31 protein-coding genes and 1 other RNA gene are annotated in these 25,692 nt (G+C 39.9%); 12 read left to right on the top strand and 20 right to left on the bottom strand.

Annotation, left to right across the window (positions count from 1 at the left end; genetic code table 11):
- Positions 1–107 precede the first annotated feature (107 nt).
- Both ACYZ0U_RS12590 and trpS read right to left on the bottom strand, forming a co-directional pair.
- Positions 108–722: a deoxynucleoside kinase gene (locus ACYZ0U_RS12590; protein WP_461452744.1), complete on the bottom strand. Its 615-nt coding sequence runs from the start codon at positions 720–722 to the stop codon at positions 108–110.
- Between the two features lie 103 nt (positions 723–825).
- Positions 826–1,821, bottom strand: a complete 996-nt coding sequence (gene trpS / locus ACYZ0U_RS12585; RefSeq protein ID WP_461452742.1) for a tryptophan--tRNA ligase — start codon at positions 1,819–1,821, stop codon at positions 826–828.
- 37 nt (positions 1,822–1,858) lie between these two features.
- Here trpS and ACYZ0U_RS12580 point away from each other — a divergent pair, with 37 nt between their 5' ends.
- From ACYZ0U_RS12580 to ACYZ0U_RS12565, 4 genes are all read left to right on the top strand, one after another.
- A complete protein-coding gene (locus ACYZ0U_RS12580) occupies positions 1,859–2,584 on the top strand; it encodes a lysophospholipid acyltransferase family protein (RefSeq protein WP_461452740.1) in 726 nt (241 codons plus the stop codon).
- Positions 2,585–2,624: 40 nt separating this feature from the next.
- A complete protein-coding gene (locus tag ACYZ0U_RS12575; RefSeq protein ID WP_461452738.1) occupies positions 2,625–3,359 on the top strand; it encodes a lysophospholipid acyltransferase family protein in 735 nt (244 codons plus the stop codon).
- On the top strand, positions 3,356–3,646 hold the full coding sequence (gene gatC / locus ACYZ0U_RS12570) for an Asp-tRNA(Asn)/Glu-tRNA(Gln) amidotransferase subunit GatC (RefSeq protein ID WP_461452736.1): 291 nt from the start codon (positions 3,356–3,358) through the stop codon (positions 3,644–3,646). Before ACYZ0U_RS12575 ends, gatC begins: the two co-directional genes overlap by 4 nt.
- Positions 3,647–3,760: 114 nt before the next feature.
- Positions 3,761–4,483 carry an ABC transporter ATP-binding protein gene (locus tag ACYZ0U_RS12565; RefSeq protein WP_461452734.1) on the top strand — a complete coding sequence of 241 codons (723 nt, stop codon included), beginning with the start codon at positions 3,761–3,763 and terminating at the stop codon, positions 4,481–4,483.
- Here the strand turns inward: ACYZ0U_RS12565 and ACYZ0U_RS12560 are convergent.
- From ACYZ0U_RS12560 to ACYZ0U_RS12545, 4 genes are read right to left on the bottom strand one after another with little or no spacing between them, the layout of a single operon-like run.
- Positions 4,480–5,091 carry a hypothetical protein gene (locus ACYZ0U_RS12560; RefSeq protein WP_461452732.1) on the bottom strand — a complete coding sequence of 204 codons (612 nt, stop codon included), beginning with the start codon at positions 5,089–5,091 and terminating at the stop codon, positions 4,480–4,482. The two genes, ACYZ0U_RS12565 and ACYZ0U_RS12560, sit on opposite strands and share 4 nt — an antisense overlap.
- A 6-nt stretch (positions 5,092–5,097) precedes the next feature.
- Positions 5,098–5,916 (bottom strand): pyrroline-5-carboxylate reductase, encoded by an 819-nt coding sequence (gene proC, locus ACYZ0U_RS12555; RefSeq protein WP_461452730.1) that lies wholly within the window; start codon positions 5,914–5,916, stop codon positions 5,098–5,100.
- Entirely contained in the window at positions 5,913–6,728 is an 816-nt protein-coding gene (gene argB / locus ACYZ0U_RS12550; RefSeq protein WP_461452728.1) for an acetylglutamate kinase, read from the bottom strand. Before argB ends, proC begins: the two co-directional genes overlap by 4 nt.
- 39 nt (positions 6,729–6,767) lie before the next feature.
- On the bottom strand, positions 6,768–7,766 hold the full coding sequence (locus ACYZ0U_RS12545; RefSeq protein ID WP_461452726.1) for an alpha/beta fold hydrolase: 999 nt from the start codon (positions 7,764–7,766) through the stop codon (positions 6,768–6,770).
- Between the two features lie 325 nt (positions 7,767–8,091).
- Between ACYZ0U_RS12545 and ACYZ0U_RS12540 the strand changes: the two genes are divergently transcribed.
- Positions 8,092–9,390 carry an NAD(P)/FAD-dependent oxidoreductase gene (locus ACYZ0U_RS12540; protein WP_461452724.1) on the top strand — a complete coding sequence of 433 codons (1,299 nt, stop codon included), beginning with the start codon at positions 8,092–8,094 and terminating at the stop codon, positions 9,388–9,390.
- Between the two features lie 2 nt (positions 9,391–9,392).
- Entirely contained in the window at positions 9,393–10,676 is a 1,284-nt protein-coding gene (locus tag ACYZ0U_RS12535) for a cation:proton antiporter (RefSeq protein WP_461452722.1), read from the top strand.
- Here the strand turns inward: ACYZ0U_RS12535 and ACYZ0U_RS12530 are convergent.
- Genes ACYZ0U_RS12530 through ACYZ0U_RS12500 form a run of 7 tightly spaced genes read right to left on the bottom strand, consistent with a single transcriptional unit; the run spans position 10,673 to position 16,604 of the window.
- Positions 10,673–11,287, bottom strand: coding sequence for an FMN-binding negative transcriptional regulator (locus tag ACYZ0U_RS12530; RefSeq protein ID WP_461452720.1), 615 nt, complete (start codon positions 11,285–11,287; stop codon positions 10,673–10,675). The two genes, ACYZ0U_RS12535 and ACYZ0U_RS12530, sit on opposite strands and share 4 nt — an antisense overlap.
- 1 nt (position 11,288) lies before the next feature.
- Entirely contained in the window at positions 11,289–12,236 is a 948-nt protein-coding gene (locus ACYZ0U_RS12525; protein WP_461452718.1) for an N-acetylornithine carbamoyltransferase, read from the bottom strand.
- Between the two features lie 20 nt (positions 12,237–12,256).
- Positions 12,257–13,402 (bottom strand): aspartate aminotransferase family protein, encoded by a 1,146-nt coding sequence (locus tag ACYZ0U_RS12520; RefSeq protein ID WP_461452716.1) that lies wholly within the window; start codon positions 13,400–13,402, stop codon positions 12,257–12,259.
- A gap of 12 nt (positions 13,403–13,414) precedes the next feature.
- On the bottom strand, positions 13,415–14,413 hold the full coding sequence (gene argC, locus ACYZ0U_RS12515; protein ID WP_461452714.1) for an N-acetyl-gamma-glutamyl-phosphate reductase: 999 nt from the start codon (positions 14,411–14,413) through the stop codon (positions 13,415–13,417).
- A complete protein-coding gene (locus ACYZ0U_RS12510; protein WP_461452712.1) occupies positions 14,391–14,744 on the bottom strand; it encodes a cupin domain-containing protein in 354 nt (117 codons plus the stop codon). Before ACYZ0U_RS12510 ends, argC begins: the two co-directional genes overlap by 23 nt.
- A gap of 1 nt (position 14,745) precedes the next feature.
- Positions 14,746–15,939, bottom strand: coding sequence for an argininosuccinate synthase (gene argG / locus ACYZ0U_RS12505; RefSeq protein ID WP_461452710.1), 1,194 nt, complete (start codon positions 15,937–15,939; stop codon positions 14,746–14,748).
- Positions 15,940–15,962: 23 nt separating this feature from the next.
- Positions 15,963–16,604 (bottom strand): GNAT family N-acetyltransferase, encoded by a 642-nt coding sequence (locus ACYZ0U_RS12500; RefSeq protein WP_461452708.1) that lies wholly within the window; start codon positions 16,602–16,604, stop codon positions 15,963–15,965.
- Positions 16,605–16,954: 350 nt separating this feature from the next.
- Between ACYZ0U_RS12500 and ACYZ0U_RS12495 the strand changes: the two genes are divergently transcribed.
- Positions 16,955–17,458 carry a 2'-5' RNA ligase family protein gene (locus ACYZ0U_RS12495; RefSeq protein WP_461452706.1) on the top strand — a complete coding sequence of 168 codons (504 nt, stop codon included), beginning with the start codon at positions 16,955–16,957 and terminating at the stop codon, positions 17,456–17,458.
- On the opposite strand, the gene ACYZ0U_RS12490 is transcribed toward ACYZ0U_RS12495, so the two are convergent.
- The 3 genes from ACYZ0U_RS12490 to ACYZ0U_RS12480 form a co-directional block, all read right to left on the bottom strand.
- Entirely contained in the window at positions 17,430–18,413 is a 984-nt protein-coding gene (locus ACYZ0U_RS12490) for a YpdA family putative bacillithiol disulfide reductase (RefSeq protein ID WP_461452704.1), read from the bottom strand. The genes ACYZ0U_RS12495 and ACYZ0U_RS12490 overlap by 29 nt on opposite strands.
- 120 nt (positions 18,414–18,533) lie before the next feature.
- Positions 18,534–18,632: signal recognition particle sRNA small type (gene ffs, locus ACYZ0U_RS12485), an RNA gene on the bottom strand.
- A gap of 106 nt (positions 18,633–18,738) precedes the next feature.
- Positions 18,739–19,365 carry a 2'-5' RNA ligase family protein gene (locus tag ACYZ0U_RS12480; protein WP_461452702.1) on the bottom strand — a complete coding sequence of 209 codons (627 nt, stop codon included), beginning with the start codon at positions 19,363–19,365 and terminating at the stop codon, positions 18,739–18,741.
- Positions 19,366–19,438: 73 nt separating this feature from the next.
- Here ACYZ0U_RS12480 and dinB point away from each other — a divergent pair, with 73 nt between their 5' ends.
- Positions 19,439–20,623: a DNA polymerase IV gene (gene dinB, locus ACYZ0U_RS12475; protein WP_461452700.1), complete on the top strand. Its 1,185-nt coding sequence runs from the start codon at positions 19,439–19,441 to the stop codon at positions 20,621–20,623.
- Here the strand turns inward: dinB and ACYZ0U_RS12470 are convergent.
- Genes ACYZ0U_RS12470 through ACYZ0U_RS12455 form a run of 4 tightly spaced genes read right to left on the bottom strand, consistent with a single transcriptional unit; the run spans position 20,612 to position 22,787 of the window.
- Positions 20,612–21,127: a GNAT family N-acetyltransferase gene (locus ACYZ0U_RS12470; protein ID WP_461452698.1), complete on the bottom strand. Its 516-nt coding sequence runs from the start codon at positions 21,125–21,127 to the stop codon at positions 20,612–20,614. The genes dinB and ACYZ0U_RS12470 overlap by 12 nt on opposite strands.
- 13 nt (positions 21,128–21,140) lie before the next feature.
- Positions 21,141–21,731, bottom strand: a complete 591-nt coding sequence (locus ACYZ0U_RS12465; RefSeq protein ID WP_461452696.1) for a hypothetical protein — start codon at positions 21,729–21,731, stop codon at positions 21,141–21,143.
- The gene (locus ACYZ0U_RS12460) at positions 21,718–22,215 is read right to left on the bottom strand and encodes an RNA polymerase sigma factor (RefSeq protein ID WP_461452694.1); all 498 of its coding nucleotides are present in this window, start codon (positions 22,213–22,215) and stop codon (positions 21,718–21,720) included. Before ACYZ0U_RS12460 ends, ACYZ0U_RS12465 begins: the two co-directional genes overlap by 14 nt.
- A 44-nt stretch (positions 22,216–22,259) precedes the next feature.
- Complete coding sequence (locus ACYZ0U_RS12455) at positions 22,260–22,787, bottom strand: hypothetical protein (protein ID WP_461452692.1); 528 nt, start codon at positions 22,785–22,787, stop codon at positions 22,260–22,262.
- Between the two features lie 57 nt (positions 22,788–22,844).
- On the opposite strand from ACYZ0U_RS12455, the gene ACYZ0U_RS12450 reads away from it, so the two are divergent.
- The 4 genes from ACYZ0U_RS12450 (at position 22,845) to rpmA (ending at position 25,646) form a co-directional block, all read left to right on the top strand.
- Positions 22,845–24,251: a dicarboxylate/amino acid:cation symporter gene (locus tag ACYZ0U_RS12450; RefSeq protein WP_461452690.1), complete on the top strand. Its 1,407-nt coding sequence runs from the start codon at positions 22,845–22,847 to the stop codon at positions 24,249–24,251.
- A 28-nt stretch (positions 24,252–24,279) separates the two neighbouring features.
- The gene (locus ACYZ0U_RS12445) at positions 24,280–24,792 is read left to right on the top strand and encodes a hypothetical protein (protein ID WP_461452688.1); all 513 of its coding nucleotides are present in this window, start codon (positions 24,280–24,282) and stop codon (positions 24,790–24,792) included.
- 66 nt (positions 24,793–24,858) lie between these two features.
- Positions 24,859–25,167 (top strand): 50S ribosomal protein L21, encoded by a 309-nt coding sequence (gene rplU, locus ACYZ0U_RS12440; RefSeq protein ID WP_461452686.1) that lies wholly within the window; start codon positions 24,859–24,861, stop codon positions 25,165–25,167.
- A 41-nt stretch (positions 25,168–25,208) separates the two neighbouring features.
- Positions 25,209–25,646, top strand: a complete 438-nt coding sequence (rpmA, locus tag ACYZ0U_RS12435; protein WP_461452684.1) for a 50S ribosomal protein L27 — start codon at positions 25,209–25,211, stop codon at positions 25,644–25,646.
- Positions 25,647–25,692: the final 46 nt, after the last annotated feature.

Here is a 25,692-nt window from a genome sequence, read left to right as displayed (position 1 = left end):
TATTAAGATTTTGTCATTTCGATAAGCGGGAGAAATCTTCTTTGAAATGCATTAGTCATTTGCCCGGTGCAGAAAATCTCCTCCGTACCTTTTCAAATGAACACGGATTAAAACAACCCGTTTATTTCTCTTTCAATTAATTGTACAACGGTTGCCATATCTTCGGTATTGTTGGCAAAATCAATAACATCTTTGTCGATAACCAGCAATTTGCCTAAATTATAACCACCTATCCATTTCTGATATTTTTCATTAAGCTTGGATAAGTAATCAATACGAATACCGATTTCATACTCGCGACCGCGGCGCTGGATGTTATTAACTAAAGTAGGTACCGATGCTTTTAGGTAAACCAACAGATCCGGTGGTTTAATATACGACGTCATATTATCGAATATCGCACGGTAATTCTCAAAATCACGGGTAGTCATCAGGCCCATGTCATGCAAATTCTCGGCAAAGATAAAGGCATCCTCATAAATAGTCCTATCCTGTACTACATTGCGGCCTGATTCCTGTATGTCGATCAACTGGCGATAGCGGCTGTTCAGAAAATAGATCTGCAGGTTGAAACTCCAGCGTTTCATATCGTTATAAAAATCCTCTAAATAAGGGTTGTTATCAACGGCTTCAAATAACGGGTCCCATCCGTAGCTTTTGGCCAGCAGTTCAGCAAGGGTAGTTTTTCCGGCTCCAATGTTGCCTACAATAGCAATGTGCATGTTATGATTTTGTCTTTTGTCTGAATCAGAATTTTCCTAATTTACAGAATTAACCGAATTTTAGCAGACTAATTCTATAAATTCTTGAATTTTATAGTTCTGATTAAAAACTCCTGAACCCGATAATTTCTCTTACCTCGCGAATGGTTTTTTGCGCGCTTTCACGAGCCTTTATAGCGCCGTGGCGGGCAACCTGGCGTAAATATACCTCATCATTGGCGATATCATTAATACGGTCGCGAATAGGCGCTGTAGCAATGATCATATCCTCAGCTAACTGTTTTTTCAAATCACCGTAACGGATTTGGCAAGTATTGTAAAGATTATCAAAATGCTCATAGGTATCCGGTGTTGATACCACGGTCATCAGATCAAACAAATTTTGTATTTCAACAGGTTTTTCCTGGTTTTCGATAGTCGGTCCGCCGTCAGTAACGGCACGCATTACTTTTTTGCGGATTGCTTCGGGCGTATCCGATAAAAATACCGCGTTGCCTTCGCCTTCTGATTTACCCATTTTTCCTTTGCCGTCCAGTCCCGGAATTTTTACCAGGTTGCCGGTAAAGTTAAAAGCATAAGGCTCCGGAAAATATTCGTGCTTATACAGCCTGTTAAATCGGTTGCCAAATGTGCGGGCCATTTCCAAATGTTGCTCCTGGTCTTTACCTACAGGTACCTTAGTAGCCCTGTGTATCAAAATATCCGCAGCCATAAGCACCGGGTAGGTAAGCAAACCGGCATTTACGTTATCGGGATGTGCGCGAACTTTATCTTTAAATGATGTGCTGCGCTCTAATTCGCCCAGGTAGGCATTCATATTCAAGTACAGGTACAATTCAGATACCTCGGGAACATGTGATTGTACATAAATGGTTGATTTTTCAGGATCAATACCTGCCGCCAGATACTCTATCAAAACCTGTTTCACGTTTTTGTGCAGGTCGGCAGGAGTGGGGTGTGTGGTTAACGAATGGAGGTCGGCAATAAAAAAATAGCAGTTATATTCATGCTGCATTTTTATAAAATTCTGAATAGCACCATAATAATTACCCAGGTGCAGGTTTCCTGTTGAACGGATACCACTAACTACTGTTTCCATGTGGCGAAAGTAAGTAATTTTTATATTTTTGGTAAAGATGAAACTATTAAAAAAGGTACACATATATCTATACGTAGTATCCGTAGTGCTTACGTATTATGCTACATGGCCATTTATCAAAATTTTATCCCTTAAACCGTCGGGTTATAAAACCATGAATAAATTCCGCCGCGGCTGGGCAGCGGTGAGTTCGGGCCTGGCGGGATTCTTTTTTAAGTTTGAGTATGAGCAAGCAATAGACTGGAGTAAAACTTATATCATATGCCCAAACCATACCTCTAATCTTGACATAGCCGCAATGTGCGTGATGATAAAAGGCGACTATTGTTTTATGGGCAAAGAGGAGCTAAAGGATGGCATAGTTACAGGCTTGTTTTTTAAAACAGTCGATATCCCGGTAAATCGGGAGAGCAAAATGTCATCATTCCGTGCGTTTAAGGCAGCTGGTGAGAAAATAAAAGGTGGTACCAGCGTGGTTATTTTCCCGGAAGGAGGAATTAGCGACAAATATCCGCCAACCTTACAATCATTTAAAAACGGGCCGTTTAAGTTAGCTATCGAACTAAAAGTGCCAATCATCCCGGTTTCATCGGCAAATACATGGGAAATGCTTTGGGACGATGGTACTAAACATGGTACTAAACCCGGCATATGTAATTTTTATGTGCATAAGCCCATTGATACAACTGACTTTGCACCGGAAGATGCTGATAAATTACGCGATAAGGTTTACGGCATAATTAATGAAAAATTGGTAGCCTGATGCACAGCCAAACATCAACTATTTATTACATTTGGGCGTAATGAAATTATTCCTAAAAAAAGTACACACTTATTTTTACCGTTATAGTGTGGGCACTTTTTATATTATTCTTTGGCCGTTGATGTATTACTTTTCGCGCAAGCCGGAGCGGTATAATTCGATGAATAAAATGCGCCGTTTTTGGGGACTGGTAAGCTCAGGACTTGCAGGAATTCGCTATCATTTTGAATTTGAGGAGGCAGTCGATTGGTCGCGCACTTATGTGATCTGTCCAAATCACACCTCTAATCTTGATATTTCTGCTGTGAGTATTCTCACCAAAAATAACTTTTCATTTATGGGTAAGGAGGAACTGCTGAAGGGTTTTGTTACGGGTTTATATTTTAGAACCATTGACATACCGGTAAACCGTAATAGTAAAATAGCCTCATTCAGGGCATATAAAAAAGCAGCCGAGCGAATGGAAAAAGGCATGAGTATGGTTATCTTTCCCGAGGGAACCATATCAGGCAATTATCCGCCGAGATTAGTGGAGTTTAAGAATGGCCCATTCCGTTTGGCTATAGAAATGCAGGCACCGATCATCCCGGTTACGGCCCTGGATACCTGGAAGGTTTTATGGGACGACGGACTTAAATATGGCAGTAAACCGGGTGTTTGTCATATATTTGTGCATAAGCCTATTGTAACGGCAGGTATGACGGTAGATGACGCTGATGCGCTGCGCGATAGGGTTTATGAAATAATGGATCAGAAATTACAGTCAGTATCATGATAATCGATAAAGAAACAGTAGAAAAAGTAGCTAACCTTGCCCGCCTTGAACTGGCAGCAGATGAAAAGGAAGGGATGATTAAGGATATGAACAAGATACTTGATTTTATGGCTAAGCTGAATGAGATAGATACGTCTGGCGTAGAGCCGCTGATCTACATGACCGATGAGGTTAACGTTTTACGTGATGATGTTGTAAAACAACAGATAACTACAGAAGATGGCTTGAAAAATTCACCTAAGCATACGAATGAGTATTTTTTAGTGCCTAAAGTGATAGAGAAATAGTTGAAAGTTTAAAGTGAAAAGTTAAGCATGATATTTACTTTAAACTTTTCACTTTAAACTTTCAACTCCCCTGTAACAAAACCATCATACCCTTAGTCCAATAAACAAAAACGCATGGAGCCATTAATCACCATTAAAGATATCGGACGAAAATATGTAATAGGCACGGAAACCATTCACGCGCTTAAATCGGTTTCGCTAACGATTAATAAAGGAGAATTTGTGGCTTTGATGGGGCCCTCCGGTTCGGGAAAATCAACCCTGATGAACATTTTGGGCTGTTTGGATACCCCGAGCAAAGGCGAATATATCCTAAACGGCATCAACGTAAGTCATATGACTGAAAATGACCTGGCTGAAGTGCGTAATTCAGAGATTGGTTTCGTTTTTCAAACATTTAACCTTTTGCCTCGTAATACCGCCTTAGAAAATGTAGCATTACCATTGGTATACGCAGGAATAAGCCGGGATGCAAGGCTTGACAGGGCGCAAAAATCCCTGGAAAATGTAGGCCTTGGCAATCGTATAACGCATAAGCCTAATGAGCTTTCGGGCGGACAAAGGCAACGTGTTGCTGTGGCAAGGGCGCTGATCAATAATCCATCTATTATATTGGCTGATGAGCCAACGGGTAACCTGGATACCAAAACTTCCATTGAGATAATGGGATTGATAGAGGATATCCACGACAAAGGCAACACCATCATCTTGGTAACTCACGAAGAGGATATTGCCCAGCACGCACACCGTATTGTACGCATGCGCGATGGCCTGGTGGAAAAAGATTATTTAAATACCGATATCCACAAAGTGGATAGGAGCACGATCAAAGTTTAACACAAATTTGCGATACGCTTAATAAATTCGGCAAGGTGAACTGATTTTTCTGCTGAGATTGAATTCGGGTGTCCAATCAGCAATGAATGCTCATTGATCTCAATAATAAAATCATCCGACCTGGTATCCATAACGGCGTTCCTAAAATTGCGGTTCATACCTGCAACTGCTTTTTGATGGTTATTAGCCAAAACATAAAAAGTGTCACTAAACGCCTTGTCCTCCGCAAAATCAATTTCTACAGGGTGAACCAGCTCTGTAATTTTATCAGCTAATGTTTCCCTGCGGATCAATACCCGGCCAAAATCTTGTTTTAGATAGGCAACTGCCCAAATTTGGTAGTCAGTACTGTTTGCTTTATCACTTAAACTGTTGTGGTTACTTTCAACAAACAGGATGTAACAATCATTTTTGCATCCCTTGATCACAAACGATCCTCTGACTTTAATGTCGCTATAAGATCTGAATGATTCAAAATCATCTAAATGGAAGTCAATATTACCTGTGGATTGAATGCTGAATTGCGCATCGAGTTTAGTATAAGTCTGATAAAAATCATCAAACTGGCTTACGGTTAATCCTACAGTATCAAAAGGAAAAAAATCCATTAAGAACTAACTTTCGTGATGATATAACTCACCGGCTTTATCCGCAGATAATTTAATTCCTTTTATCATTGCCGAACTAAAACCATTGTGTTCCATCTCATTCAAGCCGGCAATAGTACAGCCACTTGGCGAAGTAACCTTATCTATTTCCTGTTCCGGGTGCGATGCCAATTGCAGGATCAGGTCGGCAGCCCCCTTGGCAGTTTGAGCAGCCATTTTAAGCGCATCTGCGGAGTGAAACCCAATCTCTGTTCCGCCTTGTGACGCAGCACGTATAGAGCGTAAAAAGAATGCGATACCACAGGCGCAAAGCGCGGTTGCCGATGTCATTAATTCTTCGTTTATCTGGATGCTTACACCAACCGTATCGAATAAAGATTTTACCAGGTTAATATTTTTGTTACTGCCGTTATCCGTAGCAATACATGTCATGGAGTGGCCTATGGCGATAGCCGTATTAGGCATAGCGCGAATAACCTGCACATTGATATCCAGTTGTTTCCTGATATCGGCACAGGTAACGCCAGATATCACCGAAACAAGCAATTGTTTCTCCGATTTTATGGCGGGTTTTATTTCATCAAGCAATTTATTTAGTTGCTGTGGCAATACAGCCAATACCACTATATCGGCACGTTTAACGGCTTTAATGTTGTTATCGGTAACATAATAGCCTTCATCAACCAGTAATGATAATGATGCTATATTTCTTCGGGTAAGCATGATCTGATGCGGTTTGCATATCCCTCCCTTTACCAATCCCTTAGCTAATGATAAGCCAATGTTTCCGCTGCCGATTATGGCAATATTTTGTTGTGAATTCATGCATTTTTACTTAAACGGGTCCCAAATGAGCTATTGTGTTTTAATTTTCCAAGTTTATCGGCATGGCCAATAATAACCGAGCTTACACCGCAATTAATGGCAGTAAAAGCGTTATCCAGCTTTGGCAGCATCCCGCTGTGGATTATTTTTTGTTGTTTTAATTCTTCGTAATAAACCGGGTCAATTTCCTTTATTAAAGATGTTTCATCATTAATATCCTTTAGCACCCCCTGCTTTTCAAAACAGTATATCAGTGTGGTATCAAAGAGTTTTGCTAATGATACCGCTAATGCCGATGCAATAGTATCTGCATTGGTGTTTAATAATTGCCCGTCACCATCATGTGTCACTGCACAAAAAACCGGGGTGAAGCCAGCTTCCATCAACCGTTTTATACCTTCGGCATCAACCGATTTATCATCAATATCACCTACAAAACCATAGTCAATCGTTTTTACCGGTCGTTTTTTTGTACGTATAAAATTCCCGTCGGCACCTGTAAGCCCAATGGCATTATTGCCGAATTTTTGAAGCTGTGCTACTATATTTTTATTAATGAGGCCACCGTAAACCATGGTTACTATTCGTAAAGTCTCAATATCAGTTATACGCCTGCCATCTACCATTTTAGCTTCGATTCCTAATGTCTCCGACAGCTGTGTGGCTACCTTACCACCACCATGTACCAATATTTTAAACCCATCCAGTGCTGTAAAATCTTTCAGGAATTTATGCAGGTTCTCTGAATTGTCGATAACGTTCCCGCCAATTTTAATGATATGTAAAGCGTTTTCCTTTTTACTTTTATCCATAACTCACCAAATACCTGTACGAATGTATAAGTACTTTCGCTACTGTTTAGCTAAAAAATCGTTAATTATTTTAAAATCCTTTTCAGGTTCCTCAACCTGTGGGTTATGCCCCGAATGCTCGAACATTACAAACTCGGCCTGCGGGCAATATTCCTTAAATTTTAAAGCCATCCACGGCACTGCAACACGATCATATCGGCCTGTTTCTATTAAAACAGGCATTTTTAGGTCTTTAAGCTGTTTGCGGTAATCAAACGTGCCAATATCGCTTCCTACAATAAAATCTCCATCTTTACCAACCATTTGATAGTAAAGCTTAGCATTGTTTGGGTTAGGATAAGGCCCATGCTTACGATACATTTTAACTATTTGATTAGAAGTATCTCCATGATATTCAAACTTTTCAGGGTTGCAGGCGTATAGAAAACCGTATGGAACCTCTCCATAAATCTTTTGGTGCTCCGGGTCACTTGATATTGCTCCTGCATTGCGTATTTTCATTAACTGATCCCAGATTTCAGGATAATTTGTTTTTATTTCGCGGTTACTGTTATCATCATTTTCCTGCCACATTAAAAAGCTGTGGAAGGTATCCGCCAAAATTAAATGACTTAAATGCGATGGATATTTTAAGGCGTACCCTTGTGCCACAACTCCGCCATATGAATGGCCCAGCAGGGTGATCTTATCCAGTTTTAAGGCTATACGCAGTGCCTCGATATCATCAATATCGCGTGCTAGGGTATATTCACTTACATTTTTTGCCGTGTCGGATTTACCTCTGCCAAAGGCATCAAAGTAAATTAACTGGTGATGATTTTCTGCCAATGGATCAAAGGCGCGGTAGCCTAAATGGTTTCCACCCGGCCCTCCCGGAATGAAAATTATCGGATCGCCTTCGCCTACAACTACTACCCAAAGTTTGGCGCCATTTACGGTTACAAATTTGCCGTCTGTCCAGCTGTCAACCTTTTTTACTTGGGCTTGTGATGCTGAAAAATTTAATATTATACAGATAAAAAGAGCTATTTTTTTCATTTATTAGCGCTGTTGCGGTTAAAAATAATGATTTGTTCTCAATAATTATTAAAATTTAATCACTTTATAGCAAATATTAACATAATATTACCTAAAAATGAAGTGTTAGCCGTTAATTTAGTATTAATATCATATTTAATGATAAATCTATATCTAATTACTTCATATTTTTTATCGAAAATTATCTTATGATACTTTAAAATTAGCTTATTTAAAATTTGGAAATAATTAGCTTTTGTAACCGATACGTCATTCTAACTGCTAAGCGATTCCTTTATCATATTATTTAAAACACAAACGGTAATTTTATTGCTTATACTACATTATGGACACACCAAATAAAACGGTACCCCGCGTTGTAATAATAGGCGGGGGATTTGGCGGAATACAACTTGCTAAAAACCTTAAAAATGCTCCTGTAAAGGTGTTAATGCTTGATAAACATAATTACCACACTTTTCAACCATTACTTTACCAGGTTGCTATGGGCGCTATCCCGGCTGATTCCATAGGTTTTCCAATCAGGAGAATATTTACTAAACAGGATAATTTCAGGTTCTTTTTGGCTGATGTACAAAAGGTTAATCCTGAAAGCAATACGGTAAGTACAGATATTGGGGAGATAACCTATGATTATCTGGTAATTGCCACAGGCTCTAATACCAATTTCTTCGGTAATAAAGAGATTGAGCATTTCGCCATGCCGATGAAGAATATACCGGAGGCGCTGAACTTGAGAAGCTTAATTTTACAGAATCTTGAAAAAGCACTGGTTACTAAAACTTACAATGAGCGTGAAGCCTTAATGACCTTTGTAGTGGTGGGCGGCGGACCTACCGGTGTTGAACTTTCGGGCGCATTAGCCGAAATGCGGCAGCTGATATTAATGAAGGATTATCATGGCTTGAAAAAACAGCACATGAAAGTGTACCTGGTTGAAGGAAAGGATCGGTTGCTTGCTGCCATGACCCCAAAAGCATCACAAAAGGCAAAGGAGTTTTTAGAGAAAGGCGAAGTAACCATATATAATGGCGTGCATGTGCAAAGCTATGATGGCTATGAACTGAAGATAGATGATGGTAAAGTTATCCATACTAAAAATGTGTTTTGGGCTGCCGGCGTTAAAGGCGAACTGATCGACGGTATCCCGCAGGAAAACATTGCGAAAGGGGGCCGTATCTTAACCGATAATATCAGTCGTGTAAATGGTTATGAGAATATTTTTGCCATTGGCGATGTTGCTGCGATGATCACACAGGATATGCCTAACGGGCTACCGGGAGTAGCTCCGGCCGCAATGCAGCAAGGGCAGCACCTGGCGAAAAATATTGTCCACCTGATAAAAGGCGAACCAACAGTGCCTTTTAAATACTTTGATAAAGGATCATTAGCTACTATCGGACGCAACAAGGCAGTAGCCGATCTGGGGATGTTTCATTTCCAGGGATTTTTTGCATGGTTGCTTTGGGGATTTGTGCATATACTCACATTGGCCGGCTTTAGTAATAAGCTAAGTGTGTTTTTAACCTGGATCCTGAACTATTTTAACAGGAACAGCGACAACAGGTTAGTGGTAAGATATTTTAACACCGAAACGATGATGACTGAGCCGGACGCGAAGTGATCATGTATAATGCCGAAGCGGCAATAATTGATAATCCTATGGATCTGTTTTTAATTATAGCCCTTTTGGTAATTGTAAGCGCTATCTATTCTTATATCAATGCCCGGTTTATTCGCCTGCCGGGGACTATCGGCATAATCACTATTGCGGTAATTGTATCTGTGATCACGCTTATAGTAGATAAAGCCGACCCGTATGTCGCACGATATTTAACACTGCTGGCTAAAAATATCGACTTTTCTAAAGTGGTGTTGGATATTATGCTGGCTTTCCTGTTATTTGCCGGGGCGCTAAATGTAGATACCAAGAAGTTGCGCCGGGAAATGTTCCCTGTTATGGTGTTAAGCACTATTGGCGTTATAATTTCAACCGCTGTATTTGGGTTGATGTTTCATTATGTTGGTTTATTGTTTAATATTCATGTAAACCTTATCTACTGCTTTTTATTCGGTGCCTTAATTTCGCCTACAGACCCGGTTGCCGTGGGCGCGGTTATTAAGGGGTCCAAGTTACCTACGCATTTGGAAACCATTATCACCGGGGAATCTCTATTTAATGATGGGGTAGGGCTGGTACTATTTATCACCCTGCTCGAAATAACCCGGACAGGTGCTGATAATATCGACATTGGCAAAACAGCTTTATTATTTGTTAGAGAAGTATTTGGCGGTATCGCATTGGGTGTACTGATGGGTTTCCTGGCGTTTCGTTTAATGCGCTCAATAACTGATTTTCAAACAATCGTTTTGGTGTCGCTGGCATTGGTAATGAGTATATCTATTATTTGTATCTACGCTGGTTTATCGGTGCCGTTGGCTGTTGTTGCTGCCGGATTGTTTATGGGAAATCGCTCCATTAATTCAAATAGTAAGCAACATACCCACGAGGCACTCGAAAATTTCTGGAAGCTGATTGATGAAATGCTAAATACAGTGCTATTTGTAATGCTCGGTTTACAAGTGATCAATCTTTCCTTTATTACGGGTTATTTAGAGACAGGCGCGCTTGCTATTATATTAATGCTGATTGCCAGGTGGATAAGCATCACCATACCATCAACCTTTTTGAGGCGTACGTTACAAATAAACTACAGTAACGTAAATATTTTAACCTGGGCTGGTTTACGTGGTGGCATTTCGATAGCCCTGGCACTTTCGTTGCCACACTCCGCATACCGCGAAATTATTTTGGCTGGTAGCTACTTCGTGGTTATCTTTTCGATTGTAGTGCAGGGGCTCACCTTAAACAAGGTAATTAACTTTTCATTCAGGGATAAAGAAGTTTAGTGCTTTTTTAATGAAGCCATGTATTTAGCAATCTCCCGCTCACTTTCAAACGGGCTTTTACTTAAGGAGTGGATGATATTTTCCTTCTCAACCCCGCTACGGTTTTGGCTGAGTTTACTTTTGGCTTGTAAGTCGGTCACAACAATTTCAAATCCAACAATACCTTTAATCATTTTAGATTTGAACTCCTGGGGTAGTTTTTTCCATTGTTTGAAGTATTCGGGCTCGTAGGTATTAATCGTATGCTTCAATAAGCTCAGATTTTCGTCCTCCGTTTCTAATAAGCGGGCTTTGCCATAGGCATGTACAGCAATATAATTCCAGGTGGGCACCTCAGCTTCCTTAGGATAATTCTTTGGAGATATGTAAGCGTGTGGCTCGGTGAAAATTACAAGATTAGCAATGCCGTCCACATCCAAAGCTTGTGGGTTTGCTTTAGCAAAGTGTGATGAGATCATAACCTGATTATCTTTTTCCTCTATTAAAAATGGCAAATGCGTTGCGACAGGTAAATTATCGACAGAAGTTATGACCGTTCCAAAACTATACTTCCGCATAAAGCTGATAACCTCATTCTTATCCGGGAAAGCATTGAATTTTGGTATATACATTTTACAGTGATTCCAGCATTTGTTTCAAAACAGCCTGGGCAGCCCATACACGGTTACCCGCTTCAGGCACTACAATAGATGATGGCCCGTCCAATATTTCATCAGACAATTCCAAATTACGGCGAACAGGTAAACAGTGCATTACTTTTGCATCATTGGTGATCTTCAATTTTTCATTGGTCAGCATCCAATCCTCGTTACCGGGCAATACTTTACCATAAGGCTCAAAAGCCGACCAGTTTTTTACATAGATAAAGTCAGCATCAGCCAAAGCTTCATCCTGGTTATGGGTAATTGTAGCGCCTTGAGTAAAATCGGTACTCAATTCGTAACCTTTTGGATGAGTGATGGTAAAATCAACATCAGCTTTACACATCCATTCCGCAAAGGAATTTGGAACGGCTTGAGGCAATGGTTTTATATGCGGCGCCCAGATTAATACCACTTTAGGGCGGGGTTTTGTTTTTAACTCGGTGATCGTCACCAAGTCAGCCAAACTTTGTAATGGGTGACGGGTTGCTGATTCCAAACTCACAACCGGCACACCACAATATTTAACAAATTTGTTAAATATTTCTTCGTTATAATCCTCGTCACGATTTTTTAATCCCGGAAAAGAGCGCACCCCTATAATATCAACATATTGTCCTAATACAGCCGCAGCTTCACGAATGTGTTCTACAGATGTGCCATTCATCACAACACCATCCTGTAATTCCAATGCCCAGCCTTCTTTATCCATGTTCAGCACCATTACATTCATGCCTAAATTCAAGGCGGCTTTTTGGGTACTCATGCGGGTACGCAAACTTGGGTTTAAAAAAACAAGCCCTAAGGTTTTGTTTTTGCCCAAATGCTGCTGCGAATACGGGTTTTGCTTTAACTGCAAAGCCTCGGCAGCAAGTGCATTAATATCAGTTACATCATGTACAGAAGTGAAAAGTTTCATAGGCTAATGGCCTTCTCCGTTTAGGAAGAAGGGACTAATTGTTGATTTAATACAGTTGTAAATGCTTCTAAAAACCTGTCGGCGTAGGCTTTGGTTAAGTTTAATGCCGGTAAAAGCCTGATTACGTTTGGCTTGGCCTCACCAGTGAAAATATGGTGTTTGAAAAGTAGATCCTTGCGTACATTTGAAAGCTCGGCAGGTAACTCAATGCCGATCATCAAACCACGGCCGCGAACCTCTTTAACCTGCGGAAATTTCCTTAATTCAGTGATCAGGTATTCACCAACTTCAGCAGCATTTTGCATCAGGTTGTTTTGCTCAATTTCTTCCAACACCGCTAATCCCGCGGCGCAAGCTAAATGGTTACCACCAAACGTAGTACCCAACATGCCATAAGCCGGTTGAATTTTAGGCGAAATAATGATCCCGCCAACAGGGAAACCATTACCCATACCTTTAGCCATGCTGTAGATATCGGCGTTAACGCCTGCAAAATCATGCGAAAAGAATTTGCCGGTACGGCCGTAACCGCATTGAACAGAATCTGCAATAAATACCGCGTTATATTGGTCGCAAAGCGAACGGATCTTTTGTAAGAAACTTGCGCTGGCAACTTGTATACCCCCAACACCTTGAATACCTTCAATAATTACCGATGAGATTTCATTTTTAGCGAAAGCTTGCTCCAAAGCAGCTTCATCCTGCCAGGGAACAAAAATTACATTGTCCGTTTCATTAACAGGTGCTACAATCTTAGGGTTATCAGTAACAGCAACAGCTAATGAAGTACGGCCGTGAAAAGCATTTCTGAAAGCAATAACTTTCTTTTTTCCATTGTAAAACGATGCAAGTTTAAGCGCATTTTCATTTGCTTCAGCACCAGAATTACACAGGAACAACTGGTAATCCTCTTTGCCGGAAACTTTGCCTAATTTTTCAGCCAGTTCCTTTTGCAAAGGGATCTCGATAGAGTTAGAGTAGAAACCTATTTGATGTAACTGATCCTCCAATCGCTTAACATATCGCGGGTTGGTATGCCCGATAGAAATTACAGCGTGGCCGCCATAAAGATCAAGATACTCTGTTCCCTTGTCGTCATAAACAAGGCTGCCAACACCTTTTACAATGTTGATGGGATTGATTGGATAAACGTCAAATAGCTTCATATTAGTTGAAAGTTAAAAGGCTGTAGCCTTTAGTTTTAGTCCGGTAGTTTCTTCCAGTCCAAACAGCAAGTTCATGTTCTGAACTGCCTGGCCTGAAGCGCCTTTGGTCAAATTGTCAATTATGCTTGTGATCAATAGTTTTTTACCCAATTTTTGTACCTGTATAAAGCACTTATTGGTATTCACAACTTGTTTAAGGTCGATATTACGTTTGGTCACATGTGTAAACGGGTGGGCTGCGTAATAATTTTCGTAAAGTTTAAATGCTTCATCGCCGCTTAATTCGATATCTAAATAAATTGATGCGATAATGCCACGGGTATAATCACCACGGTAAGGGACAAAGTTCAATGTCTGCCCAAAATCAGGTTGCAGTTGATTTAACGATTGCCCGATCTCGCCCAAATGCTGGTGATCGAATGCTTTGTAGATCGACAAATTATCGTTTCTCCAGGTGAAATGCGTGGTAGCTGACGGGCTTTGCCCTGCACCTGTTGAACCAGTTGTCGCGGTGATGTGTACCTCGCTGTTCAAGTTGTTGCTTGCAGCTAAAGGTAGTAGCCCCAATTGCAAACAAGTAGCAAAGCAACCAGGATTAGCAACGTTTTGAGCTGATTTTATGGCTTCGCGATTTAACTCCGGTAACCCGTAGATAAAATCTTTATTTTTTACTTTTGAATTTTGACTTAATCGAAAATCCTGGCTCAGATCAATGATTTTGATTTTATCAGGTATCTCATTCTCAGCCAAAAACTTCTTTGCGTCACCATGGCCAACGCATAAGAACAATACATCAATATCGTGCGAAATCTTACCGCTGAATTGCAGATCCGTATCGCCGAACAAATCGGTGTGAACCTCGTAAATATAGTTGCCGGTATTGCTTTTGCTGTTTACAAAAGCAACATCAACATTTGGATGATTTACCAGTATCCGCAGCATTTCGCCGCCGGTATACCCTGCACCTCCAATTATTCCGGCTTTGATTTTATTCAATGTTGATCCTGTCATTTTTTGCTGAAGGTGTTGAATATAAAATGAATTCTAAATCGCTGTTTTCCTTGTTACTGATGAAATGCTTCTGACCCGGCTTGATCTCTATTCCCTGCTCCGGTTTCAAAATGCTTTCAACGCCATCAATAGTAAAGTTTGCCTTACCTTTCAGGATAAAAAACACCTGTGAGGCTTTATCGTGATAATGCAGTTGTTCAGCAGTATCAGGCGGCATCAATTCTTGTTTTACTGATAGGGCATCAGTGTCAATAAAATTCCATCCATAGCAATCATCACCCCATTTATAATGGCTCAAGCATTCGCTTTTTGAAAAAACGGGGTTGTCCATATTATTCGTGATTATTTACTTTATGATAGATCATCACCTGGTTACCGAATATTTTCGAGAAACCTTTTACATCCTCACCACTCCACGAATTATTCATTTCGCCATAAGTGCCAAATTTGTTCGACATCAAGTCATGGTCTGATTCAATACCAACAACCTGGAATCGGTAGGGATTTAATTGAACAAACACTTTACCGCTGACATTTTGCTGTGTATCATTCAAAAAGGCTTCAATATTGCGCATGATCGGGTCATGGAATTGGCCTTCATGCAGCCAGTTGCCATAGAAAGAAGATAACTGATCTTTCCATGATAACTGCCATTTGGTTAACACATGTTTCTCTAAAGTATGATGTGCTTTGATGATTACCATTGGCGCAGCGGCTTCAAAACCAACGCGGCCTTTAATACCGATGATGGTATCACCGACGTGTATATCGCGACCGATACCATAAGGCCCTGCAATAGCTTGTAATGCCTGTATTGCTTTTGTCGGGTGATCATATTTCTCGCCGTCAATAGCGATTAAAGCACCTTGCTTGAATTCAAGTTCGATATTGCGGGTTTCTGTTTCGCTAACTTGAGTTGGCCAGGCATCTTCAGGTAAACCTAAGTTCGAGGTTAACGTTTCCTTGCCACCAACTGAAGTACCCCATATACCTTTGTTGATCGAATATTTATTTTTTTCGAAGTTCATTTCAACACCATGATCTTTCAGGTATTGGATCTCTGCTTCGCGGCTTAATTTCAAATCACGGATGGGAGTGATGATCTGTACATCCGGTACCAGGATGTTAAATATCATATCAAAACGCACCTGGTCGTTACCGGCACCGGTGCTACCGTGTGCAACTGCCTCAGCACCTATTTCCTTAGCGTAGTTTGCGATAGCTGTAGCCTGGCTAACTCGCTCAGCGCTTACCGAAAGCGGATAGGTGTTGTTTTTTAACACATTACCATATATCAGGTACTTAACACAGGTATTGTAAAAATTCTTAGTTTCATCAACCACATGGTGCGATGTGACACCCATTTTGTAGGCGCGTTCTTCAACGGCTTTCAATTCCTCATCACTAAAACCACCGGTGTTTACAATAACCGAATGTACTTCGTAACCAAGGTCCTGGGTTAAATATATGCAGCAAAATGAGGTATCTAAACCGCCGCTATATGCTAATACTACTTTTTTCTTCATGAGTGTATATGTTGTGAAACTTATTATTCGTGATGGATGGTTTTTTTGATTGCATTTTCTATACGCTCAAGCAGGGTAGCTTTATGCGTGATCTTCTTCATCTTGTCCTCGTATTCCTTAATTTTTTCAGCAGGATCAAAAAGCATGGCCGTACACATGCAATTTTTACGCTCCTTGCTGGTTAAAATATCGTAGTTAACGCAGCTGCGGCAGCCTTTCCAAAAATCTTCGTCCTGGGTAAGTTCTGAATAAGTAACAGGTTCGTAGCCTAATTCAGAGTTTATCTTCATAACCGCAAGCCCGGTTGTCAAACCAAACAGCTTAGCTTCAGGATATTTTGTGCGCGATAACTCGAATATTTTATGCTTGATGGCTTTTGCCAAGCCCACTTTTCTGAATTGCGGATTAACGATCAATCCCGAATTAGCTACGAAATCGCCGTGGCTCCAGGTTTCAATATAACAGAAACCTGCCCAGGTGCCGTCTTTATGCAGGGCGATAACGGCTTTGCCTTCCAGCATTTTATCAGCAACATACTCCGGTGAGCGTTGTGCTATACCGGTACCGCGTGCTTTGGCCGATTCCGCCATTTCATCGCAGATCTGCTGGGCATAATCAACGTGAAGTGCAGTAGCAACCAGTATGTCAAAATCTTGTATAGTCATTATAGTAAAAAGATTACCTTAAAATTAATGGCCGCAGGGCCGTAATTATTAAATGGTTTTTGGGGGAAGAAGTTTAGTTTAAACTTCATTTTTGGGGTTGGATGAATAAATTAAACCCGTGGCATAAAAAGCCTTCGTCGTGATGGAGAAACGAAAGTGGTACTCAAAGCAGCGGTAACCGGCGCAAATTTTGCCTGGGCTACTAACTTATTTATGCTTTGGTGGATCATTTTTTATACTTTTTTAATTTACTGCAAAAGTTTACATTAATTTTTATTTATGCAAGTAAAAAATGCTTTTAAATCATTTAGCCACATTTTAATTACATCAACCTGATTTATCTTTATAAAATGTATAAACGCATAACTATATTGACCTTAATTATGGATAAAGCTTCACAGGAATTCTTTAATAAACTAAGGAAACAACATTTCCCTGCTGGGCGTAATTATTTGGATGCGCACTTAACGCTATTCCATAATTTGCCAGATGAGCCTGAAATAATTAACCATGTTAAATTTACCTGCGCCAATACCAACAAGTTTGTCACAAATACAACCGAAATAGTGTCTATAGGTAATGGCGTTGCTTATAAAATTATCAGTCCTGAATTACAGTTAATTCACAAGCATTTGCAGCAACAGTTTGCTCAGTGGCTAATACCGCAGGATAAGCAAAAATTGTGGCCTCACATTACTATCCAGAATAAAACAAATGCGGATACCGCGAATCAGTTAATTAAAGCGCTAACTACAAATTTTCAGCCATTTATCATTGAAGCCCTTGGATTAAAGCTTTGGGAATATAAAGGCGGCCCCTGGGAATTTATAGATGAGTTTTATTTTCAGCATTAAGCCTTTTTTTTACAATATCACCAATGATCATATCTGCATGTACACGCGAGTTTTCAATAAACCACAAGTGTGTATCAAGCCCACCTACAACTACGCCGGCTAAATACATGCCGGGCATATTGCTTTCCATGGTATCGGGATTATATTTAGGGATAAATTTATCTTCGGATAATTCAATACCCATCTTTTCAAGGAAAATAAAATTGGGCTTGTAGCCGGTCATTGCCATTACAAAATCATTGGGGATGGTGACGGTACCTTCAGGCGTTTCAATGTCGACCTCATACTCCCGAACTTCTTTTAAGTTAGCGTTGAAATAAGCCTTTATACTGCCTTCTTTTATCCGATTAATGATATCCGGCCTTACCCAATATTTAACCCTGCTGCTGATCTCGTCACCGCGTACAACCAAAGTTACATCCGCGCCTTTGCGGTATGTTTCCAGGGCGACATCAATTGCGGAGTTGCTCGAGCCAACTACTACCACTTTTTGCATGGCATAATAATGAGGATCCTGATAATAGTGCTTTACTTTTGGCAGATGTTCGCCGGGGATGTTCAGGTTAACTGATATATCATAAAAACCAGTTGAGATTATCACATTTTTCGCCTCGTAAGTAGCTTTGGTTGAAGTGATGTGATAACCGTCTTCAGTCTTCACAATCCCGGTAATCTCCTCAAATAAATTGATAGGCAAATTCCTTGATACAGCAACCCTGCGATAATATTCCAGGGCTTCAGCACGTACCGGTTTATTGTTGATGGTGACAAAGGGTATCCCGCCAATCTCCAGTTTCTCTGAAGTTGAGAAAAAGGTCATGGTTGATGGGTAGTTATACAATGAGTTAACTAGGCACCCTTTTTCCACGATAAAGAAACTAAGTCCTGCCCTTTGCGCTTCCAGTCCGCAAGCTAATCCAATGGGGCCACCGCCTATTATGAGTATATCGAGCATTGTATCTTCTAAAACAAAATTAATAAATATTAAATGGCGAAATTAACCTATTTGACACTAAAGCCGATACTGCTTAATGTTTATACTGTAAAATTACGGCGAGAATAAGAGGAAACAAAAAAGGGATAAGCTACTTTTATCGCGCCGCTCAACTCTCTACCCTTGCTGCGTTCCCACCCTGGGGGAGTTCAAGAGGAGCTGGCCGTAAAAGACTTATCCCGCCGCAAATATAGAAAAAGGGTTTGTTAGGAGTTAATAAATTGTTAAAATTGGGATAAGCTATTGATTTACATTTAAGTAAAATCAAATATTAACGGTTAATACATCAAAATAGACTGGTCTGCTGGTCATCAACATCCTTAATTACCTTGCTTTCCTTCGTTTTTTTTACCTGCATCATGTAATTATAGTCGGCATTGCCTCTAAATCTAATTTCTTTAAAAGGCTCCCAATGTTTGCTGCCGGCAAACGTTTCACGTTGCAGTATAGTGAGACGGTCGATTTCAAATTCATCATCCCAATGCCTGTCCTTAAACTTGGGCCAAAGCTTTTTGGCAAGTGCATTGGGTACCTGCCGGGCGATGGTAATATGCGGCACGGCTTTCTTCTCGTTAAGGCTTTTTCTTATCCGCTTAAACCAGTCCTCCATTTCTGTTGTGGATTTGATGGCGGCGTATATTGTTGTAAAGTTAGTTGGTAGAAAAATAGCGAAGTTATTGATCTGTAAAATCATTGGCTCTATCAACGATAATTCCTTTTCCAATTGCGCGAACAGCGGCTCCGTCCAAAATGGTTTTTGGCGGCGTAATGCTTTCAGGGTGATATGCGCTTTACCGTGCATCCCTTCAAAATCGCCAATGAGCCTTGCGCTTGCCTGTTTAAACTTTTTTACCTGATCGCCAATGTTTTTGGGTGGCGATAGGATGATCAAATAATCTTTATAGCCTGTCATTTTTTTCTTAATTATCAAATCGAAATTGCTAAAATAATTAGTAATTTAAGAAATAAAATCCTATATTTGTATAATGTCATCCAAGCGATATATCGTCCATATCGATCTCGATTCCTTTTTTGTTTCGGTTGAGCGGTTGTTCGACCCGTCGCTGATTGGCAAGCCGGTAATTATCGGTGGTTCTGCAGATCGCGGAGTGGTGGCGTCCTGCAGTTACGAAACCCGGAAGTTCGGCGTGCATTCGGCAATGCCTACGCGGCAGGCGTTGAAGTTATGCCCGGATGCGATTGTAATTCATGGTAATCATGGCCGGTATTCGGAGGCATCGGCGCAGGTAACCAAAATTATTGATGATATGGTTCCGCTTTATCAGAAATCATCAGTAGATGAGTTTTATATCGACTTAACCGGCACCGACCGTTTTTTTGATCCATACCAATTGGCAACAGATCTGCGCCAGCGTATCATTAAGGAAACTAAACTGCCAATTTCATTCGGAATGGCATCCGGTAAAACCATTGCCAAAATGGCTACCAATAAAGCCAAGCCAAACGGGCAGCTATTTGTGCCACATGGATCTGAAATGGAATTTTTAGCGCCGTTAAACATTTCAAAGATCCCGGGACTAGGTGAAAGTACAGCGGCTAAATTGTATCAATATGGGATTGAAAAAATCGGTGATTTGCAACGGGTTGAAATTCGTTTTTTAGAAACCGTGTTCGGTAAATCGGGCAGGTGGATTTGGGAAAAGGCGAGGGGGATTGATTATAGCGAGATCGTACCGCATTCAGACAGGAAATCCATATCAACCGAGCATACTTTTGATACGAATGTGTCTGATGAGCGTACATTGAATACAATTATTACATCCATGACAGAAGAACTGGCAGGTAAACTTCGGCGGGAAAATAAACTGGCATCCTGCCTGGCTATCAAGATCCGTTACGGTAATTTTGAGACACATACGCAGCAGCAAAAGATACCACTAACCGCGGCAGAACATATCCTGATACCCGGTATAAAAAACCTGCTGAAAAATGCCTGGAATAAACAGCGAGAAATAAGGCTAATCGGAGTAAGGTTAAGCCAGCTGTGTACCGGCAGCTACCAGATCAACCTGTTTGAGGATAACGAAGAGCGCATCCGCCTTTACCAGGCCATGGATAAGATCAACTTTAAATTTGGTGATAAAACCGTATGCCGTGCAGCCGGGATGGAAATTGGTACACGGAATTTTAACCCATTTTTAAAGGATTGATTTTCGCATTAAAATGTCGGTTTGTTTATCGTTGCCTAACATAAAATCATGGCTGCCAAAAGGTTCTAAGCCGTTTTTTTCATAAAACGTTATGGCTTTGTGATTATGTTCCCAAACGCCAAGCCATAGCTGTTTTAGATTATCCTTTCTAGCTATTGAGATGGCGAAATTTAACAATTCTTTACCTATTCGTTTGCCTTGATGATCAACCGAAACATAAATGCGTTCTAACTCTAAAGTGGTCGCATCATTTAAATCTGTTTGCGCCCCGGCAAAATTTATTTTAATATAGCCTGCTAGTTCATCATCCCATAAAGCACAATAAAAAGCTGAATTGGGATTATTCAGTTCAGCCAGCATTTTACTATTGTCAAAAGCTTTTTTGCTATATAATGCTATATCTTCGGGACTATTTAAATGAGAAAAAGAATCTAAGAATGTTTTCCTGCTAAATGATATCAATTTATCAAGATCTGCAATTTCAACTTTTGAAATAGAAAGCATGCCGCTAAATTAACTATTCAAACTGTCCCTGCAAGCGTTCCAGCTTTTCAATAATCAGGTTTAGCTTTTCCTCTTCGTTTTTAAAGATACGTTGTTTATAATAAAAGGTTAAGAACATGATCCATACAAAGGTTAAACCGTAAACTAAGGTTTTATATAAGATGGAAGAGTTGCGCAAAACCTCAACAAAATAGAGGGATAAACCTACACTGATAAGCAATACAAACAGGTAGTAAAACCAACCGGTAGTTTTTGCACGATTTTTTTGATACTCCTTTAAGTCCTGTAAATACTCCGTAGGGTTTAAGGTTGCATCGCGTTTATTCAAGATCCTGTAATTACGGATGATCATAACAGCGTAGAACAGCATGGTTAACAACATGATAGATATGCCTACATATGTCAACCACGATTGAAATACAAAAAAGAATAATATTAAAAATGTTAGTGCCAGTATTCCACTCATAAACACTATTCCCCAGTATAACTGACTGGTGATATTGCGTATCCCTTTTTTAACTTGTCTCAGCACATCGTCAACCGAAAGCTGATCTTGTTTTGGCTGCGCCTGCCAAACCGACATTAAATGATCAAAGTCTTTCATATTGATTATATAATTCTGTCAACCTTTGTTTAATACGATGAATTTTCACCCTCAAATTCCCTTCCGATATCCCCGATACTTCTGCAATTTCAGGGTATGGCACTTCATCAAGTACCAGTGTTATTATAATTCTTTCCGATTCTTCCAGTTTGGAAATACATTTATAAAGCAATGCCACTTGTTCGTTCTTTTCAGAAAATTGTTCGGGCCTTGTTTCTGCTAATTGCGGGGTAAGCTCTTCTTTGCCCTGGCGTTTTTCCGTTCGAAGGTAGGTTAAACAGGTATTTACCGCAATACGGTAGATCCAGGTAGAGATCAACGCTTGGTTGCGGAACTTGTCTAAATTTTGCCAAACTTTTAAAAAGGTTTCTTGTAAAAGGTCATTCGCAGCATCATCATCCCCGGTATAACCATAGCATAAGTGGAATATCTTTTTTGAATTAGCTTCAAATATCTTTTTAAATGCCAGTTCTTTATCGTCCACTTAATAGTTATTGTTTATGTTTAGATGTTATAACGCAATATATGTTACAAAACGTAGTCATGTTTATAAAACCACGAGAATTTTTTTTCGGCTTCTTCCAGCATTGCGTTGAATTCCTGGGTATGGTCATATTGCAAATCTTCGTGAAGTTTGCCGATAATCGCTTTAACTTTTACCACTTGCCTAACCAATATCAAGCGAAGCGGCTTGTAAGAAACCTTTCTGTCAGTATAATTAATGTAGTTATTACAAAAGTTCATCAGCAGGTCGATCTCTGCTTCTTTTGAACCCATAAATTTGATGTACTTACTTAGTAATCGTAATATTTTTCGCATGCTTTTAGCCGCATTATAACTATGCACTGGTAGCTGACTGAACATGAAACCTGCTTCAGCTTTTACTTTATCTAAAAATGCGGTTTCATTATCAGCCTCAAATAATAAATAAGCGATCAGTTCTTTATTTTCTTTTTTATAACGGGCCAGGCGCAGGCATAGTTCAGCAATTTGCTCGGTACGCAAATGTTGAATTTCTTTTTTGATGTCCTGTAATCCGTAGGCGGTTATGCTCATGTTATATATTTTAGCAAAGTAACTAAATTTTGTAGTTTTGCCCCTTCATTAAGGTAAATGCAAAAAAGCAAGATCACGTTATATATTTTCATCGCCCTTGTTTTAGGGGTGACGATAGGTTATATATATAATGTACATGTAATAGGCGACATCAATAGCAAAATTAGTACCGCAGATGCAAATGTTAAAAGCCTTACTGCAAAAATTATTGTTTTAAAAGATACCACAACTGCAGAATACAAAACTTTAAAGAATCAAAAATTACCCCAGGTTGCAATCAGCAACACCAATAACGCAACTCGTGATAGCAAGCTTGAATGGTTTACTATTTTAAGCGATATTTTTTTACGACTGATAAAAATGATCATCGGTCCTTTAGTGTTTTCAACACTGGTAGTTGGCGTTGCTAAACTAGGCGATATCAAATCTGTGGGACGCATTGGTGGTAAAACATTGCTGTGGTTTATCAGTGCATCGTTAATCTCATTATTAATAGGAATGCTATTTGTAAACCTATTTAAGCCAGGCGAAATTATGCATTTGCCTTTACCAGACAGCCATTTAAGCACTGATATTAAACCCACGGGCTTATCATTAAAAGATTTTGTTGGACACGTTTTCCCTCGAAGTTTTTTTGAAGCCATGACCAATAATGAAATGCTGCAAATTATAGTATTCTCCTTATTCTTCGGTGTGGCAACCGCCGCGATAGGCCAAAAAGGCGAAATTATTATTAAGGCAATGGATGCTTTTTCCCACGTGATTTTAAAAGTAACAAGTTATATAATGGTGCTTGCTCCTTTAGCGGTTTTTGGTTCTATAACCGCTGTAGTGGCAAAACAAGGCTTGGGTATTGTATCAACTTATGCTGCTTTTATTGGTGAGTTTTATTTCTCACTGGTACTTTTATGGCTGGTTATCATATTTGCCGGTTTTATTGTATTGAAAAAGCGGATCCTTGCGTTAGTTAATTATGTTAAAGATGCTATGCTGGTAGCACTTGCAACATCTAGCAGCGAGGCAGCATACCCGAAATTATTCTTAGAGCTTGAGCGATTTGGCTGCAATAATAAGATCGTAAGTTTTGTGCTACCCTTAGGTTACTCCTTTAATTTGGATGGCTCAATGATGTATATGACCTTTGCATCTATGTTTTTGGCGCAAGCCTATAACATACACTTAAGTTTTGGACAGCAGATTAGCATGTTGCTTATTTTGATGCTGACAAGCAAGGGTGTGGCGGGAGTTCCAAGAGCATCGTTAGTGGTATTGGCAGTGACCATACCTGTTTTTAATATCCCTGAAGCTGGTATCGCGTTATTATTGGGTATTGACCCTATACTTGATATGGGCCGCTCTGCTACCAACGTTTTGGGCAATGGCATAGCAACCGCTGTTGTTAGCAAATGGGAGGATGAGCTGAGCGAAGATGATCTGTTAATCAATAATAATAATGCGGCATAAAATTAAATTATAAATAGTACTATATATAATGAATAAGACTTTTAAAAAGGTGTTCCTGGGCGTAAGTATAGCATTGCCATTTTTAATATACTGTGTGTATTACTATTCCATGATGATCAGGAATGCGCCTTACAAATTCAGCGAGTTTCAATCCATTAAATTTGAATACGGTACCGATGATAGCCTGGTTAATGTTTGGGATTCAAGAACAGGAGAATTTGATTATTTAACTGAGCATGATTCATTGATTAAAAAGCATATTCACGTTCGTAATGATGATCTTTTGTATCTGCACCGTAAAGCAGCTGAGTTAGGTTTTTGGAACTTCCCGAACAGGGAGATAAACGATTCTTTGAAACTGAAAGGAGTTAAATCCACTCATTACCTGATCCAGTTTAATTATAAGCGTAAAAGCAAAACGGTAATGTTTGATGAAGGCTTTGACGGCGACCCAAAACTTAAAGATGCCAACGAACAAATGATCAGGGAAATACAAAAGGTTTTGGCTGATGAAGAGAATAGGGAAATAAGTTTAAAATAGCTTTTATTTTAAAATATAATCTCCTATATTTGCACCTCGAATTTTAAAACAAATTAATAACAAACAATGTACGCAATAGTAAGTATAGCCGGACAGCAATTTAAGGTTGCAAAAGACCAGCAGATCTTTGTACACAGGTTACAGGGTGATGAAGGCGCTAGTATTGAATTTGACAATGTGTTGTTAGCAGAAAACGAAGGTAGCTTCAAATTAGGTTCTGATTTGAAAAGCGCTAAAGTATCAGCTAAGATCGTGTCTCATTTAAAAGGTGATAAAGTAATTATCTTCAAAAAGAAAAGAAGAAAAGGTTATAAAAAGAAAAACGGTCACCGCCAACAATTCACCAAGATAGAGATCACAGGTATAACATTATAATTAACAGGAGTTGCCTGGCAATTCCATAAAGATATTAAGAAATGGCACACAAAAAAGGGGCCGGTAGTTCAAGAAACGGCCGCGAGTCGCATAGCAAACGCTTAGGTATCAAAATTTTCGGTGGTCAGCCAGCAATCGCGGGTAACATCATCGTTCGTCAGCGTGGTACCAAACACAACCCGGGATTAAACGTAGGTATCGGTCGTGACCATACTTTATTCGCTTTAACCGAAGGTGTTGTAACTTTCAAAAAGAAAGCTGATAACCGTTCATATGTATCAGTATTGCCTTTTGAAGTTGCACCTGTTGCTGAAGTAGCAGCGCCTGCACCAAAAGTAAAAGCTGAGCCTAAAGCAGTAGCAGCACCAGTTGCTGAAGAAGCTCCTGCAGCAGAAGAAGCAGCTCCAAAAAAGAAAGCAGCACCAAAAGCTAAAAAAGCTGATGCCGCCGAAGAAACTGAAGCACCAGCTGCTGAGTAATTAGCAGTTAGTATAAAAATATTAAAGCCCTCATCTGAAAAGATCG

The organism is Mucilaginibacter sp., assembly GCF_965225845.1.
In the GTDB taxonomy this organism is placed as follows: domain Bacteria; phylum Bacteroidota; class Bacteroidia; order Sphingobacteriales; family Sphingobacteriaceae; genus Mucilaginibacter.
The sequence above is the reverse complement of the archived record's forward strand: the minus strand, read 5'-3'. Positions and strand labels throughout refer to the sequence as shown.